Consider the following 17,166-nt stretch of genomic DNA (forward strand, 5'->3'; position numbering starts at 1 on the left):
TCTATGATGTCAAATTATGAGCAGTCACCATAGGAATTGTAAATTGTTTGTACTAGCATAATCCAAATTCCAATTTTAACTCACCAGGTATATACCCTATGGATGTGTTCCTGGCGGCACAGGGCCTGCGGATAAAGCGGTAATGAATAAACAATACCAGCGCGTTTTGGTTTCCACCCCCCAGCCTCTACTGCGCTTGCTCAGTTTGGGACTGGTAACGTTTATCTTTACCCTGTTTTCGCTGGAGTTAACCCGTTTTGGTACCATCCTCTCACCCCTGTGGTTCTCGACCTCGATCATGATGGTCGCGCTTTACCGCCATGCGGGGCGGATGTGGCCGGGGATTGTTGCCACCTGTTCCGCAGGCAGCCTCGTCGCGTCGTTTATGCTGTTCCCCTCCCCGGAACTCAATCTCTGGTACACCGGAATCAACGCGATAGAAGCCCTGACCGGGGCGATACTGCTGCGTAAAATGCTCCCCTGGTACAACCCGCTGCAAAATCTCAGCGACTGGGTCAAACTCACGCTGGGCAGCGCGGTCGTTCCTCCCCTTCTGGGCGGGATACTGGTTTGTCTGTTTACCGAAAACGAAAACCCGGTGCGCCTGTTTATTCTGTGGGTGCTGTCCGAATCCATTGGCGCGTTAGCGCTGGTGCCGCTGGGATTGCTGTTCAAACTGCACTATTTGCTGCGTCACCGTAAACCGCAACTGCTGCTGGAAACCCTGCTGACGCTGGCCGTGACGCTGCTGTTAAGCTGGCTCTCCATGGTCTATCTGCCCTGGCCTTTTACCGCGGTGATCGTGCTTCTGATGTGGAGCGCCATCCGCCTGCCGCGTCTTGAAGCCTTCCTGGTCTTCCTCATCACCGTGATGATGGTGTCGCTGATGATGGCGGCGAATCCCGTTAAACCGAATATTGACCACACGGTTGCCATGCTGAATGCGCCGTGGCTGCCGTTCCTGATGATGCTGCTCCCCGCCAACGTCATGACCATGGTGATGTACGCCTTTCGCGCGGAGCGCAAGCACATCACCGAGAGCGAAGCGCGTTTTCGTAATGCGATGGAATATTCCGCCATTGGTATGGCGCTGGTGGGCACCGACGGGCAGTGGTTACAGGCCAATAAAGCGCTGTGCCGTTTTCTTGGTTACACCCAGGAGGAGCTCCGCTCGCTCACCTTCCAGCAACTGACGTGGCCGGAAGATCTCAACGCCGATATTGAGCAACTGGAAATGCTGGTGCGCGGCGACATCAACAGTTACTCGATGGAAAAACGCTATTACACCCGTCAGGGCGACGTGGTCTGGGCTTTGCTGGCAGTGTCGCTGGTGCGGCACGCCGACGGCACGCCGCTCTATTTCATCTCCCAGGTAGAAGACATCAACGATCTGAAGCAAACCGAATGGGTCAATAAACGGTTGATGGAGCGAATCACGCTGGCTAACGAGGCGGGAGGGATCGGCATCTGGGAGTGGGAAGTGGAGCCGGACATCATCAGCTGGGACAAACGTATGTTCGAGCTGTATGAAGTCCCTCCTCACGTCAAACCGACCTGGCAGTTGTGGTATGACTGCGTGATCCCTGAAGATCGCGAAGCCACCGAGCGCACCGTCCGCGACTCGCTGGTCGCCCGCGTTCCCTTTAAGCTGGAGTTTCGTATTCAGGTTAAAGAGGGGGTACGCCATATCCGCACCCTCGCTAACCGGGTGCTGAACAAAAGCGGCGAAGTGGAACGGCTGCTCGGCGTCAACATGGACATGACCGAAGTTAAAACGCTGAACGAAGCGCTGTTCCAGGAAAAAGAGCGTCTGCACATCACCCTCGATTCCATCGGTGAAGCCGTGCTCTGTACTGACGTCAACATGAACGTCACCTTTATGAACCCGGTGGCCGAGAAAATGAGCGGCTGGTCGCAGGAACATGCGATGGGCCAGGCGCTGCTGAACGTACTGCGCATCACCTTTGGCGATAACGGCCCGGCGCTTGAAAACATTCACAGCGGCGATATGTCCCGCTCGGCCATTGAGCAGGATGTAGTGCTGCATTGTCGCAACGGCGGCACCTACGATATTCACTACAGCATCACCCCGCTCAGCACCCTTGAGGGGCAGAATATCGGCTTCGTGCTGGTGATCCAGGACGTGACAGAATCGCGCAAAATGCTGCGCCAGTTGAGCTACAGCGCCTCGCATGACGCCCTGACGCATCTTGCCAACCGCGTGAGCTTTGAAAATCACCTCAAACGCCTGCTGCAAACCGTGCAGGAAAGCCACCAGCGTCACGCGCTGGTGTATATCGATCTCGACCGTTTTAAAGCAGTAAACGACTCCGCCGGACACGCCGCGGGCGATGCGCTGCTGCGCGAACTCTCTTCCCTGATGCTCAGTATGCTGCGCTCGACCGACATTCTCGCACGTCTCGGCGGCGATGAGTTTGGCCTGCTGCTGCCGGACTGCAATATCGAAAGCGCCCGTTATATTTCCGGTCGCTTAATTCAGACCATTAATGACTACCACTTTATGTGGGAAGGCCGCCTGCATCGCATCGGTGCCAGCGCCGGGATCACACTCATTGACCGCACCAATTATCAGGCGTCGGAAGTGATGTCGCAGGCTGATATCGCCTGCTACGCCTCGAAAAATAATGGCCGTGGCGTGGTCACCGTGTATGAACCTGAGCAGGACGGCATTCACCATGACCGCAACCTGATGTCCAGTGACGAACAGGCGCGGATGATCAACGACAACCACCTGCTGATTATCGCCCGCGGCGTCGCGTCACCACGGATACCGGAAACCAGTAGTTTCTGGCTGCTGTCGCTGCGTCTGTGGACCAGCGATGGCGAGGTGATGGAAGAGCACGCGTTCCGCGCCGGGCTGACCGAGCCGGATCTGATCCGGGCGCTGGATTTACGTGTACTTCACGAGTTCTTCCGCAACAGCGCGGCGGCGGTGGCGCGTAAAGGCTTAAGCGTTGCCCTGCCCCTCTCAGGCCCTGGTCTTTCCAGCGCCAGTCTGATTAACGAACTGCTGGGAATGCTCGACGAAAGCCAGATCCCTGGCCGTCTGATGCATTTTGTGATCCACGCCGACACGCTGCTGCGTGAAGACGCCAGCATCAGCAACGGACTGCAAAAGCTGCGTCATGCCGGGTGCCGGATCATTCTCAGCCACATCGGGCGCGATCTGGAGGTCTTTAATCACCTCCGGCCGCACACGGCGGACTACATCCTGCTGGAGCCGGAACTGGTCAGTAACGTGCACGGTAATCTGATGGATGAAATGATGGTGACCATCATCCAGGGCCACGCCCAGCGCCTCGGCATGAAGACCATTGCCGGGCCGACGCACCAGCCGATGATGATGGACACCCTCTCCGGCATCGGCATCGATTACATCTATGGCGACACCATTTCGCCGCCGCAGCCGTTAGATCTGCTGCTGAATACCAGTTACTTCGCCATCAACTGACGGCTGCCAGTCTGCGGTGTACCAGATGTGCAGCAATGCATAAGAGCGCCAGGGCTGCCAGCGCCCGGCATAGCGGCGGATCTGCGCGGGGGTCATGCCGCGAAAACGCTGTTTGATGGCGTAATCATCCGGCAGAAAAACATCCTTCGCCTGCCAGCCGCGCAGCGCCAGATAGTTCGCCGTCCAGCGCCCGATGCCGGGAAATGTCTGCAAATTCCTCACTCCCTGCTCAATGTCTGCTGGCGGGGAGAGCGGAAACTGCCCTTCAATCGTCGCTTTCGCAAAATGAATTATCGCTTCGGCGCGTTTCAGCGGCATACCGAGGGCTTTCAGCGCCTGCGGATCGGCCTCACGCAGCCGCACGGCGGTGGGGAAGCAGACAAACCCCGGCGCATCTGCCAGCGGCTCGCCAAACGCCTGCGCCACTTTCGCGGTCAGTTTTGCCGCCATCGCCACGCTCACCAGTTGCCCGAGGATCGCCCGGATGCCCTGCTCGAACGCATCCACCGATCCCGGCAGCCGCAGCCCCGGACGCGCTGCGCCCAGACTGCCTAAGGTGCGGGCAATCTCATCAGGATCGCAGGTGAGATCGAACAGGCGGCCCACGCGCTCAAGACAGGTATTCGCCACCGGCACCAGCCCGTCACTGAGCGTCACCTGCAGCGTGTGGCTCTCTTCATCCGGTTCCACGGTGATCAGCCCGCGATGCTCGCCGAGCGCAAGGCTGCGCACGTATTGCCGCTCGCTGACCGTCTCAATGCCCGCCACCGCACGCGCGCCCAGAAAACCCAGCATCCACGCCCAGTCGTAAGGCGGCTGCCAGTGAAGTGTGTACATAGTGTCTCCTGAAAAATTAACCCTCAAATAAGACTAACCGCCCCGCACACTTTTTGCTTTGCTTTCAAATCCCATTCCGCTAAAGTCGCCCCCCTTCTTCACCGGCATGGGGGATTATCATGTTTATTGGTTTTGACTACGGCACCGCCAACTGCTCCGTAGCGGTCATGCGCGACGGCACGCCGCAGCTTCTGAAAATGGAAAACAACAGCTCGCTGCTCCCTTCAATGCTCTGTGCGCCCACGCGCGAGGCGGTCAGTGAATGGCTCTATCGCCACCACAGCGTCGCGGCAACCGATACGGAAACCCAGGCCCTGCTGCGCCGGGCGATGAACTACAACCGCGATGAAGACATCGACGTGCTGCCGGAAAGCGTCAGGTTCGGCCTGAATTCCCTGCATCAGTACGTGCAGGACCCCGAAGAGGTCTACTTCGTCAAATCCCCTAAATCGTTCCTCGGGGCCAGCGGCCTGAAGCCGCAGCAGATTGCGCTGTTTGAAGATCTGGTGTGCGCCATGATGCTGCACATTCGCAAGCAGGCGGAAACCCAGTTGCCGGAAGCTATCGATCAGGCGGTGATTGGTCGCCCGATTAACTTCCAGGGTCTGGGCGGCGATGAGGCCAACGCGCAGGCGCAGGGCATTCTTGAACGTGCCGCCCGACGCGCCGGGTTTAACGACGTGGTATTCCAGTACGAGCCGGTGGCGGCGGGGCTGGATTTTGAAGCGACATTACGCGAAGAAAAACGCGTGCTGGTGGTGGATATCGGCGGGGGTACCACCGACTGCTCGCTGCTGCTGATGGGCCCGCAGTGGCATCAGCGCCGCGATCGCGATGGCAGCCTGCTCGGGCACAGCGGCTGTCGCATCGGCGGGAACGATTTGGATATTGCGCTGGCGTTTAAACACCTGATGCCGCTGCTCGGCATGGGCGGGCAAACGGAAAAAGGCATCGCGCTGCCGGTTCTGCCGTGGTGGAACGCGGTGGCGATCAACGACGTGCCCGCGCAGAGTGATTTTTACAGCAGCGCCAACGGGCGGCTGTTAAACGATCTGGTACGCGACGCCCGCGACGGCGACAAAGTGGCGATGCTGGTGAAAGTGTGGAAGCAACGCCTGAGCTACCGTCTGGTGCGCAGCGCGGAAGAGAGCAAAATCGCGCTTTCCGATTCCTCAGAAGTCCAGGCCAGCCTGCCGTTTATCAGCGACGCGCTTTCCACCGCCATCACCCAGGACGGGCTGGAAGCCGCGCTGAATCAGCCGCTGGCACGTATTCTTGAGCAGGTACAACTGGCGCTGGAAAGCAGCAACGAGACGCCGGATGTGATCTACCTGACCGGCGGCAGCGCCCGCTCCCCGCTGATCAAACGCGCGCTGGCAGAGAAACTGCCGGGCATCCCGATTGCAGGCGGCGATGATTTTGGATCGGTGACCGCGGGCCTTGCGCGCTGGGCGCAGGTGGTGTTCGGGTAGTTTTAGTTCAGTTTACCCCTCACCCTAACCCTCTCCCCAGGGGAGAGGGGACAGATCGAGCGCGAACCCGCCCTTCTCCCTCTCCCCACGAGCACAGGCCCGCCCTTCTCCCTCTCCCTCAGGGAGAGGGTCGGGGTGAGGGTGAAAGCCCCGCTCCGTCATTCAGACAAATCCAGACAGTCTTTCATATTTCCTCCATTTTTCCGCCGGTTCCCGTTACTAAACTAGTATCATTCTGCGAAATGTTTCAGGAAGAGATACGAATAACGATGAAAGGCCGTAACAACACCCGTTGGATCCTCCTTGCCGGTCTGGTGATAGCCGGACTTGCCACCGCCTGGTACTGGCACAGCCAGAGCACCTCAACCGCTGCCCCCGGCGGGCAGCAGCGTCAGGCCGGCGGTGGGCATCCCGGGATGCGCGGCCCTTCCCTTGCGCCGGTTCAGGCTGCCACCGCTACCCATGAAGCCGTTCCCCGCTACCTCAGTGGCCTCGGTACCATCACCGCCGCCAATACCGTGACCGTGCGCAGCCGCGTGGACGGGCAACTGATGGCGATCCACTTCCAGGAAGGCCAGCAGGTTAAAGCCGGTGATTTACTGGCGGAAATCGATCCGAGCCAGTTCAAAGTCGCCCTCGCTCAGGCGCAGGGACAAGTGGCGAAAGACAAAGCCACGCTTGCCAACGCCCGCCGCGATCTGGCGCGCTATCAGCAACTGAGCAAAACCAACCTCGTTTCCCGGCAGGAACTGGACGCCCAGCAGGCGCTGGTGAGTGAAAGCGAAGGCACGCTGAAAGCTGATGAAGCTGCGGTCGCCAGCGCGCAACTGCAACTGGACTGGAGCCGCATCACCGCCCCTGTTGACGGGCGCGTCGGCTTAAAACAGGTTGACGTGGGCAACCAGATTTCCAGCGGTGACACCGCAGGGATTGTGGTACTGACCCAGACGCACCCGATCGATCTGATTTTCACCCTGCCGGAAAGCGATATCGCCACGGTGGTAAAAGCGCAAAAAGCCGGTCAGACGCTGAGCGTGGAAGCCTGGGACCGCACCAACAAACAGAAACTCAGCAGCGGATCGCTGTTAAGCCTGGATAACCAGATCGATGCCACCACCGGCACCATCAAACTGAAAGCCCGCTTTACCAACGATGACGATGCGCTGTTCCCGAATCAGTTCGTTAACGCCCGAATGCTGGTCGATACCCAGCAGGATGCGGTGGTGATACCGGCGGCGGCTCTGCAAATGGGCAATGACGGCCACTTCGTCTGGGTGCTGAACGATAAAAACACCGTCAGCAAACACACCGTGACGCCGGGCCTTCAGGACAGCCAGAAAGTGGTGATCGCCGCCGGGCTTTCCGCAGGCGACCGCGTGGTGACCGATGGCATCGACCGCCTGACCGAAGGGGCGAAAGTGGAAGTGGTGGAAGCGCAGGACGGCAGCACCCCGGCGAAATCCACCCAGACCAGCGAGCGCAAGGCCGCCCGCACGGGGGCGCAATCCTGATGCAGGTTTTACCGCCCCGCGCCACCGGCGGCCCGTCCCGCCTGTTTATTCTCCGCCCGGTTGCCACCACGCTGTTGATGGTGGCGATCCTGATTGCCGGGATCATTGGCTACCGTTTTTTACCCGTCTCCGCGCTGCCGGAAGTCGATTACCCGACCATTCAGGTGGTGACGCTCTACCCCGGTGCCAGCCCGGACGTGATGACCTCGGCGGTCACCGCGCCCCTTGAGCGCCAGTTCGGGCAGATGTCCGGCTTAAAACAGATGTCGTCGCAAAGCTCCGGCGGCGCGTCGGTGGTGACGCTGCAATTCCAGCTTACCCTGCCGCTGGACGTCGCCGAGCAGGAAGTGCAGGCGGCGATCAACGCCGCAACCAATCTGCTGCCGTCGGACCTGCCTAATCCGCCGGTCTATAACAAAGTGAACCCTGCCGATCCACCGATCATGACCCTGGCGGTGACCTCGACCGCGCTGCCGATGACCCAGGTGGAAGACATGGTGGAAACGCGGGTGGCGCAGAAAATCTCCCAGGTTTCCGGCGTCGGGCTGGTGACGCTCTCCGGCGGGCAGCGCCCTGCCGTGCGGGTGAAACTTAACGCCCAGGCAATTGCCGCGCTGGGGCTGACCAGCGAAACCGTCCGCACCGCCATCACCAGCGCCAACGTTAACTCCGCCAAAGGCAGTCTTGATGGCCCTGAACGCGCGGTGACGCTCTCCGCCAACGACCAGATGCAGTCTGCCGAAGAGTATCGCCAGTTGATCATCGCGTACCAGAACGGCGCGCCGATCCGTTTAGGTGATGTCGCCACCATTGAGCAGGGCGCGGAAAACCGCTGGCTCGGCGCGTGGGCCAACAAGCAGCAGGCGATTGTGATGAACGTCCAGCGCCAGCCGGGAGCCAACATTCTTGATACTGCCGACAGCATCCGCGCCATGCTGCCGCAGCTTACCGAAAGCCTGCCGAAATCGGTGGACGTTAAGGTTCTTTCCGACCGCACCACCAACATTCGCGCTTCAGTCACTGACACCCAGTTTGAGCTGATGCTGGCGATTGCGCTGGTGGTGATGATCATTTACGTGTTTCTGCGCAACGTTCCGGCGACCATTATCCCCGGCGTGGCGGTGCCGCTGTCGCTGATCGGCACCTTCGCGGTGATGGTGTTCCTCGATTTCTCGATCAATAACCTCACACTAATGGCCCTGACCATCGCCACTGGCTTCGTGGTGGATGATGCGATTGTGGTGATCGAGAACATCTCGCGCTATATCGAAAAAGGCGAAAAACCGCTGGCGGCGGCACTGCGCGGCGCGGGCGAAATCGGCTTTACCATTATCTCGCTGACCCTGTCGTTGATTGCGGTGCTGATCCCGCTGCTGTTTATGGGCGATATCGTCGGACGCCTGTTCCGCGAATTTGCCGTGACGCTGGCGGTCGCCATATTAATCTCCGCCGTGGTGTCGCTGACGCTGACGCCGATGATGTGCGCGCGAATGTTAAGCGCCGAATCGCTGCGCAAACAGAATCGTTTTTCCCGCGCTGCCGAACGCTTTTTCGAGCGGGTGATCGCCGCTTACGGGCGCGGTCTGGGCCGTGTGCTCAACCATCCGTGGCTGACGCTTGGCGTTACGCTCGGCACTCTGCTGCTGTCGGTGCTGCTGTGGGTGTTGATCCCGAAAGGCTTTTTCCCGGTGCAGGATAACGGCATTATTCAGGGCACCCTCCAGGCTCCCCAGTCGGCCTCGTTCGCCAGCATGGCGCAGCGCCAGCGGCAGGTGAGCGATATCGTGTTAAGCGATCCGGCGGTGGAAAGTCTGACCGCGTTTGTCGGCGTGGACGGCACCAACCCGTCGCTGAACAGCGCCCGTTTGCAGATCAACCTGAAACCGCTGGATGACCGCAATGACCGCGTGCAGCCGGTAATCGAGCGTCTGCAAAATGCGGTGGCGAAGGTGCCGGGCGTGGCGCTCTATCTGCAACCGACCCAGGATCTGACTATCGACACCACCGTCAGCCGCACTCAGTACCAGTTCACGTTGCAGGCCACTTCGCTTGAGGCGCTGAGCACCTGGGTACCTGCGCTGATGAGTAAACTCCAGGCGCAGCCGCAGCTTGCTGATGTCAGTAGCGACTGGCAGGACAAGGGGCTGGCGGCGTACGTCAATGTCGATCGCGACAGCGCCAGCCGTCTGGGGATCAGCATGTCCGATGTCGATAACGCCCTCTATAACGCTTTCGGTCAGCGGCTGATTTCCACGATTTACACCCAGGCGAACCAGTACCGCGTGGTGCTGGAGCACAATACCGATAACGCCGAAGGGCTGGCGGCGCTGGATACCGTGCGCCTGACCAGCAGCGACGGCGGCGTGGTGCCGTTAAGTGCGATTGCCAGGGTGGAGCAGCGCTACACGCCGCTATCGATTAACCACCTCGATCAGTTCCCGGCGACCACCATCTCCTTCAACGTGCAGGACGGTTACTCGCTCGGTCAAGCGGTGCAGGCGATTCTGGATACCGAAAAAACCATCAGCTTCCCGACGGACATTACCACTCAGTTCCAGGGCAGTTCGCTGGCCTTCCAGGATGCGCTCGGCAGCACGGTGTGGCTGATTGTCGCTGCGGTGGTGGCGATGTATATCGTGCTCGGCGTGCTCTATGAGAGCTTTATCCACCCCATCACCATTCTCTCCACCCTGCCGACGGCGGGCGTCGGGGCGTTGCTGGCGTTAATGCTGGCGGGCGCGGAACTGGATGTGATCGCCATCATCGGCATTATTCTGCTCATCGGCATCGTCAAGAAAAACGCCATCATGATGATCGACTTTGCGCTGGCCGCTGAACGCGAACAGGGAATGGCCCCGCGCGAGGCGATTTACCAGGCCTGTTTGCTGCGTTTCCGTCCGATTCTGATGACCACGCTGGCGGCACTGCTCGGCGCGCTGCCGCTGATGTTAAGTACCGGCGTCGGCGCGGAACTGCGTCGCCCGCTGGGGATTGGCATGGTCGGCGGCCTGCTGGTCAGCCAGGTGCTGACGCTGTTTACCACGCCGGTGATTTACCTGCTGTTTGACCGCCTGGGGCTGTCGCTGCGTAAGCGTTTCCCGACGCGGGAAGAGGAAGCGTAAATGAAGTTTTTCGCCCTCTTCATTTATCGCCCGGTGGCCACGATTTTGATTTCGCTGGCGATCACCCTGTGCGGCGTGCTCGGCTTCCGCATGCTGCCCGTCGCCCCGCTGCCGCAGGTGGATTATCCGGTGATCATGGTCAGCGCCTCGCTGCCGGGTGCCTCGCCGGAAACCATGGCCTCGTCGGTGGCTACGCCGCTTGAGCGCGCGCTCGGGCGCATCGCGGGCGTCAATGAGATGACCTCCTCAAGTTCGCTGGGCAGCACGCGGATCATCCTGGAATTTAAATTCGACCGCGACATTAACGGCGCGGCGCGTGACGTGCAGGCGGCGATCAATGCCGCGCAAAGCCTGCTGCCAAGCGGGATGCCGAGCCGCCCGACTTACCGCAAAGCTAACCCATCCGATGCGCCGATCATGATTTTAACGCTCACGTCGGACACCTACTCCCAGGGCCAGCTTTACGATTTCGCCTCCACCAATCTGGCGCAAACCATCGCCCAGATCGACGGCGTGGGCGACGTGGATGTTGGCGGCAGTTCCCTGCCCGCGGTGCGCGTGGGGTTAAACCCGCAGGCGCTGTTTAATCAGGGCGTGTCGCTGGACGACGTGCGCAACGCCATCAGCAGTGCCAACGTGCGCCGCCCGCAGGGGGCGGTGGAAGATGGCACGCACCGCTGGCAGGTGCAGACCAACGACGAGCTAAAAACCGCCGCCGAATACCCGCCGCTGATCGTCCATTACAACAACGGAGCCGCCGTGCGGCTGGGCGATGTCGCCAGTGTTACCGACTCGGTGGAGAACGTGCGTAACGCCGGGATGACCAACGCGAAACCGGCTATTTTGCTGATGATCAGAAAACTGCCGGAAGCCAACATTATTCAGACCGTGGACAGCATCCGCGCCCGGCTACCGGAGTTGCAGAAAAACATCCCGGCGGCGATTGATTTGCAGATTGCTCAGGATCGCTCGCCGACCATTCGCGCTTCGCTGGAAGAGGTGGAAACCACGCTTGTGATCTCCGTGGCGCTGGTGATCCTGGTGGTGTTTTTATTCCTGCGCTCCGGGCGGGCGACGCTGATCCCGGCGGTGGCGGTGCCGGTTTCGCTGATTGGTACTTTTGCCGCCATGTACCTGTGCGGCTTCAGTCTCAATAACCTGTCGCTGATGGCGCTGACCATCGCCACCGGCTTTGTGGTCGATGACGCTATCGTGGTGCTGGAAAATATTTCGCGCCATCTGGAAGCGGGAATGAAACCGCTCCAGGCGGCGCTACAGGGAACGCGTGAAGTCGGCTTTACCGTGCTGTCGATGAGCCTGTCGCTGGTGGCGGTGTTCCTGCCGTTACTGCTGATGGACGGCCTGCCCGGTCGCCTGCTGCGCGAGTTTGCCGTCACCCTGTCGGTGGCGATTGGCATTTCGCTGGCCGTTTCGCTGACGCTGACGCCGATGATGTGCGGCTGGCTGCTGAAAAGCAGTAAACCGCGCGCCCAGACGCGAACGCGCGGCGTGGGCCGCCTGCTTAACGGGCTGCAACAGGGCTACGGGCGCTCGCTGAAATGGGTGCTCAGACACACCCGGCTGGTGGGCGTGGTGCTGCTCGGCACCATCGTGCTGAACGTCTGGCTGTACATCTCCATTCCGAAAACCTTCTTCCCGGAGCAGGACACCGGGGCGCTGATGGGCGGTATTCAGGCGGACCAGAGCATTTCTTTCCAGGCGATGCGCGGCAAGTTGCAGGATTTTATGAAGATTATCCGCGACGATCCGGCGGTGGATAATGTCACCGGGTTTACCGGCGGATCGCGGGTTAACAGCGGGATGATGTTTATCACCCTGAAACCGCGCGACGAACGTAACGAGAGCGCCCAGCAAATCATCGACCGCCTGCGGGTAAAACTGGCGAAAGAGCCAGGCGCGAATCTGTTTTTGATGGCGGTGCAGGATATCCGCGTCGGCGGTCGCCAGTCCAACGCCAGCTATCAGTACGCCCTGCTTTCCGATGATTTAGGCGATCTGCGCGAGTGGGAGCCGAAGATCCGTAAAGCGCTGGCGGCGCTGCCGCAACTCGCCGACGTTAACTCGGATCAGCAGGACAACGGCGCGGAGATGAACCTGATTTATGACCGCGAAACCATGTCGCGCCTGGGCATCAGCGTCTCCGACGCCAACAGCCTGCTGAATAACGCCTTCGGTCAGCGCCAGATTTCCACCATTTACGAGCCACTGAATCAGTACAAAGTGGTGATGGAAGTGGACCCGCGCTACACCCAGGACATCAGCGCGCTGGACAAGATGTTTGTGATAAACAACGACGGCAAGGCGATCCCGCTGTCCTATTTCGCCAAATGGCAACCGGCGAACGCGCCGCTGTCGGTGAACCATCAGGGGTTGTCGGCGGCCTCAACCATCGCCTTTAACCTGCCGACCGGGGTATCGCTGTCGGAAGCCAGCGACGCCATTAACCGCGCCATGACGCAGCTTGGGGTGCCTTCCAGCGTCCGCGGCAGCTTCGCCGGGACCGCGCAGGTGTTCCAGGAAACCATGAGTTCGCAGGTGATCCTGATCCTCGCGGCGATCGCCACGGTCTACATCGTGCTGGGCGTGCTGTATGAGAGCTACGTGCACCCGCTGACCATTCTCTCAACGCTGCCGTCGGCGGGCGTCGGGGCGCTGCTGGCGCTGGAGCTGTTCGGCGCACCGTTCAGCCTGATTGCGCTGATCGGCATTATGCTGCTGATTGGTATCGTGAAGAAAAACGCCATCATGATGGTGGATTTTGCCCTCGACGCCCAGCGCAACGGCAACCTGACGCCGGATGACGCCATTTTCCAGGCCTGTCTGCTGCGTTTCCGGCCCATCATGATGACCACTCTGGCGGCGCTGTTTGGCGCGCTGCCGTTGATCCTCTCCGCCGGGGATGGCTCTGAACTGCGCCAGCCGCTCGGTATTACCATCGTCGGCGGGCTGGTGATGAGCCAGTTGCTGACGCTCTACACTACGCCTGTGGTGTATCTGTTCTTTGACCGTTTGCGCCAGCGCTTTACCCGCCAGCGCCCCGAACCGGTAAGGGAATAAATGACCGATCTGCCCAATCATGTTCGCTGGCAGTTGTGGATCGTCGCCTTCGGCTTTTTTATGCAGGCGCTCGATACCACGATTGTGAACACCGCCCTGCCCTCGATGGCGAAAAGCCTCGGGGAAAGCCCGCTGCATATGCACATGGTGATCGTCAGCTATGTGCTGACGGTGGCGGTGATGCTGCCCGCCAGCGGCTGGCTGGCGGATAAAGTGGGCGTGCGGAATATTTTTTGTACCGCCATTATCCTCTTTACGCTCGGTTCGCTGTTCTGCGCGCTCTCCGGCACGCTCAACGAACTGGTGATGGCGCGTGTTTTGCAGGGCGTCGGCGGCGCAATGATGGTGCCGGTCGGACGGCTGACGGTGATGAAAATCGTCCCGCGCGAGCAGTACATGGCGGCGATGACGTTCGTTACTCTGCCGGGCCAGGTCGGGCCGCTGCTTGGTCCGGCGCTCGGCGGCGTGCTGGTGGAATACGCTTCCTGGCACTGGATTTTTTTGATTAACCTGCCGGTCGGGATCGTCGGCGCGATAGCCACCCTCTGGCTGATGCCCAATTACACCCTGCAAACCCGGCGTTTTGATCTGTGGGGCTTTGTGCTGCTGGCATTCGGCATGGCGGCGCTGACCCTGGCCCTCGACGGGCAAAAAGGCCTCGGCATCTCCACACTGACGCTGGCATTACTGGTGCTGGCGGGCGTGCTTACCCTCGGCCTCTACCTGCTGCACGCCCGCAAAAACGACGCCGCGCTGTTTCGCCTGTCGCTCTTTTCCACGCGCACTTTTTCGTTAGGGCTGCTCGGCAGTTTTGCCGGACGCATCGGCAGCGGCATGTTGCCGTTTATGACGCCGGTGTTTTTGCAGATCGGCATGGGCTTTTCGCCGTTTCATGCCGGGCTGATGATGATCCCGATGGTGCTCGGCAGCATGGGCATGAAACGCATCGTGGTGCAGGTGGTTAACCGCTTCGGCTATCGCCGGGTGCTGGTCATCAGCACGCTGGGGCTGGCGCTGATCAGCCTGGTGTTTATGGCTACCGCCCTTTACGGGGCCTGGTATCTGCTGCCGCTGGTGCTGTTTTTGCAGGGGATGATCAACTCGACGCGTTTTTCTTCCATGAACACCCTGACGCTGAAAGATCTGCCCGACGATCAGGCAGGCAGCGGTAACAGTCTGCTGTCGATGGTGATGCAGCTTTCGATGAGCGTGGGCATCACCGTTGCCGGGCTGCTGCTCGGCGCATTCGGTCAACAACATCTGGCGGCAGACAGCGGCAATGCCCACCAGGTGTTTCTTTATACTTATTTGAGTATGGCGGTGATTATTGCCCTGCCTGCGCTGATCTTCGCGCGCGTACCCAATGACACCCGCCAGAACGTCGTGATATCCCGGCGCAAAAGGAGACAACCATGAAGATGTGGCGGCCCGGCATCACCGGCAAACTGTTCCTGGCGATTTTCGCCACCTGCATCGTGCTGCTCATTACGATGCACTGGGCGGTGCGCATCAGTTTTGAGCGCGGCTTTATTGATTACATCAAGCACGGTAACGAGCAGCGGCTGAAAATGCTCGGCGACGCGCTGGGCGAGCAGTATCAACTGCACGGCAACTGGCGGTTTTTGCGCAATAACGACCGCTTTGTTTTCCAGATCCTGCGTTCGTTTGAGCATGACAACGACGACGACCGCCCCGGCCCCGGTATGCCGCCGCACGGCTGGCGCACCCAGTTCTGGGTGATTGATCAGGATAAACAGGTGCTGGTCGGCCCGCGCTCGCCAGTACCGAAAGAAGGCTCGCGCCGGGCGATCACCGTGAACGGCGAGAACGTCGGCTGGGTGGTGGCCTCCCCGGTTGAGCGGCTGACGCGCAATACCGATATTAATTTTGACCGTCAGCAGCGGCGTACCAGCTGGCTGATTGTGGCGCTCTCGACATTACTGGCGGCGCTGGCGACCTTCCCGCTGGCACGCGGGCTGCTCGCGCCGATGAAACGGCTGGTGGACGGCACCCACAAACTGGCCGCCGGGGATTTCTCCACCCGCGTGACGCCGACCAGCGCCGATGAACTGGGCAAGCTGGCGCAGGACTTCAATCAGCTCGCCAGCACGCTGGAAAAAAACCAGCAGATGCGGCGTGATTTTATGGCCGATATCTCCCACGAACTGCGCACGCCGCTGGCGGTGCTGCGGGGTGAACTGGAGGCGATTCAGGACGGCGTTCGCCAGTTCACGCCGGAGTCGGTGGCCTCGCTGCAGGCGGAGGTCGGCACCCTCACCAAGCTGGTGGACGATTTGCATCAGTTGTCGATGTCCGACGAGGGGGCGCTGGCGTATCAGAAAGCGCCAGTCGATATCATCACCCTGCTGGAGATGGCGGCGGGCATCTTCCGCGAACGCTTCGCCAGCCGCAATCTGGCGATTAACGTCTCGCTGCCGGAATCGGCGGTGGTGTTTGGCGACCGCGACAGGCTGATGCAGCTCTTCAACAATTTGCTGGAAAACAGCCTGCGCTATACCGACGCGGGCGGGCAGCTTTTGATCAGCGCGCAGGCGACGTCAACGAAGATCAGCCTGACCTTTGCCGACAGCGGGCCGGGCGTCAGCGATGAGCAGTTAACGCGCCTGTTCGAGCGTTTTTACCGCACCGAAGGCTCACGTAACCGCGCCAGCGGCGGTTCCGGGCTGGGGCTGTCGATTTGCGTCAATATTGTGGAAGCCCACGGCGGCACGATCCGCGCAACTCATTCGCCATTTGGCGGGGTAAGCATTACAGTTGAACTACCGCTGGAACGCGATTTATCGAGAGATGTATGACTGAGTTACCGATTGACGAGAACACCCCGCGCATTCTGATTGTGGAAGATGAGCCGAAACTTGGGCAGTTACTGATTGATTACCTGCGGGCGGCGGGCTACGCCCCGACGCTGATTAGCCACGGTGATAAAGTGATCCCTTACGTGCGCCAGACGCCGCCGGACCTGATGCTGCTCGATTTGATGCTGCCCGGCACCGATGGCCTGACGCTGTGCCGCGAAATCCGCCGCTTTTCCGATCTGCCGATTGTGATGGTGACCGCCAAAATCGAAGAGATCGACCGCCTGCTGGGGCTTGAGATCGGCGCGGACGATTACATCTGCAAACCCTACAGCCCGCGCGAAGTGGTGGCGCGGGTGAAAACCATTCTGCGCCGCTGCAAACCGCAACGTGAGTTGCAGGTGCTGGACGCGGTCAGCCCACTGATTATCGATGAGGGGCGCTTTCAGGCAAGCTGGCACAATAAAGTGCTGGACCTGACGCCCGCGGAGTTCCGCCTGCTGAAAACCCTCTCCAGCGAGCCGGGGAAAGTCTTCTCCCGCGAACAACTGCTGAACCATCTTTACGATGATTACCGCGTGGTGACCGACCGCACGATTGACAGCCACATTAAAAACCTGCGCCGCAAGCTGGAGGCACTGGATGAGGAGCAGTCGTTTATTCGCGCGGTGTACGGCGTGGGGTACCGCTGGGAAGCGGATAGCTGCCGGGTGGCGTGAACCTTAATTTCACACCCTCACCCCTGCCCTCTCCCTGAGGGAGAGGGAGAAAGGCGGGTCGGTGCTCGCGCTTAGGGAGAGGGAGAAAGGCCAGTCCGTGCTCGATCTGTCCCCTCTCCCTGAGGGAGAGGGTTAGGGT

General features: G+C 60.2%; 9 protein-coding genes. 8 read left to right on the forward strand and 1 reads right to left on the reverse strand.

From position 1 onward, the window contains the following. Window positions 1–142: 142 nt before the first annotated feature. Window positions 143–3,472 carry a diguanylate cyclase gene (locus BM373_RS05775; protein ID WP_090460412.1) on the forward strand — a complete coding sequence of 1,110 codons (3,330 nt, stop codon included), beginning with the start codon at window positions 143–145 and terminating at the stop codon, window positions 3,470–3,472. Here the strand turns inward: BM373_RS05775 and alkA are convergent. Continuing rightward, window positions 3,431–4,309, reverse strand: coding sequence for a DNA-3-methyladenine glycosylase 2 (gene alkA, locus BM373_RS05780; RefSeq protein WP_090460414.1), 879 nt, complete (start codon window positions 4,307–4,309; stop codon window positions 3,431–3,433). The genes BM373_RS05775 and alkA overlap by 42 nt on opposite strands. A 119-nt stretch (window positions 4,310–4,428) precedes the next feature. Here alkA and yegD point away from each other — a divergent pair, with 119 nt between their 5' ends. The 7 genes from yegD (at window position 4,429) to baeR (ending at window position 17,027) form a co-directional block, all read left to right on the forward strand. After that, window positions 4,429–5,781, forward strand: a complete 1,353-nt coding sequence (yegD, locus tag BM373_RS05785; RefSeq protein WP_090460416.1) for a molecular chaperone — start codon at window positions 4,429–4,431, stop codon at window positions 5,779–5,781. A gap of 269 nt (window positions 5,782–6,050) precedes the next feature. Beyond that, window positions 6,051–7,292 carry an MdtA/MuxA family multidrug efflux RND transporter periplasmic adaptor subunit gene (locus tag BM373_RS05790; RefSeq protein WP_143102630.1) on the forward strand — a complete coding sequence of 414 codons (1,242 nt, stop codon included), beginning with the start codon at window positions 6,051–6,053 and terminating at the stop codon, window positions 7,290–7,292. Beyond that, window positions 7,292–10,414 (forward strand): MdtB/MuxB family multidrug efflux RND transporter permease subunit, encoded by a 3,123-nt coding sequence (locus BM373_RS05795; RefSeq protein WP_090460420.1) that lies wholly within the window; start codon window positions 7,292–7,294, stop codon window positions 10,412–10,414. Before BM373_RS05790 ends, BM373_RS05795 begins: the two co-directional genes overlap by 1 nt. After that, on the forward strand, window positions 10,415–13,492 hold the full coding sequence (gene mdtC / locus BM373_RS05800) for a multidrug efflux RND transporter permease subunit MdtC (protein WP_090460422.1): 3,078 nt from the start codon (window positions 10,415–10,417) through the stop codon (window positions 13,490–13,492). Beyond that, on the forward strand, window positions 13,493–14,908 hold the full coding sequence (locus BM373_RS05805) for an MFS transporter (protein WP_090460424.1): 1,416 nt from the start codon (window positions 13,493–13,495) through the stop codon (window positions 14,906–14,908). After that, on the forward strand, window positions 14,905–16,308 hold the full coding sequence (gene baeS / locus BM373_RS05810) for an envelope stress sensor histidine kinase BaeS (RefSeq protein WP_090460426.1): 1,404 nt from the start codon (window positions 14,905–14,907) through the stop codon (window positions 16,306–16,308). Before BM373_RS05805 ends, baeS begins: the two co-directional genes overlap by 4 nt. Further along, the gene (gene baeR / locus BM373_RS05815) at window positions 16,305–17,027 is read left to right on the forward strand and encodes an envelope stress response regulator BaeR (protein ID WP_090460427.1); all 723 of its coding nucleotides are present in this window, start codon (window positions 16,305–16,307) and stop codon (window positions 17,025–17,027) included. The genes baeS and baeR overlap by 4 nt, the downstream gene beginning before the upstream one ends. Window positions 17,028–17,166 lie beyond the last annotated feature (139 nt).

Source organism: Enterobacter sp. kpr-6 (assembly GCF_900116015.1).
Classification (GTDB): domain Bacteria; phylum Pseudomonadota; class Gammaproteobacteria; order Enterobacterales; family Enterobacteriaceae; genus Enterobacter_D.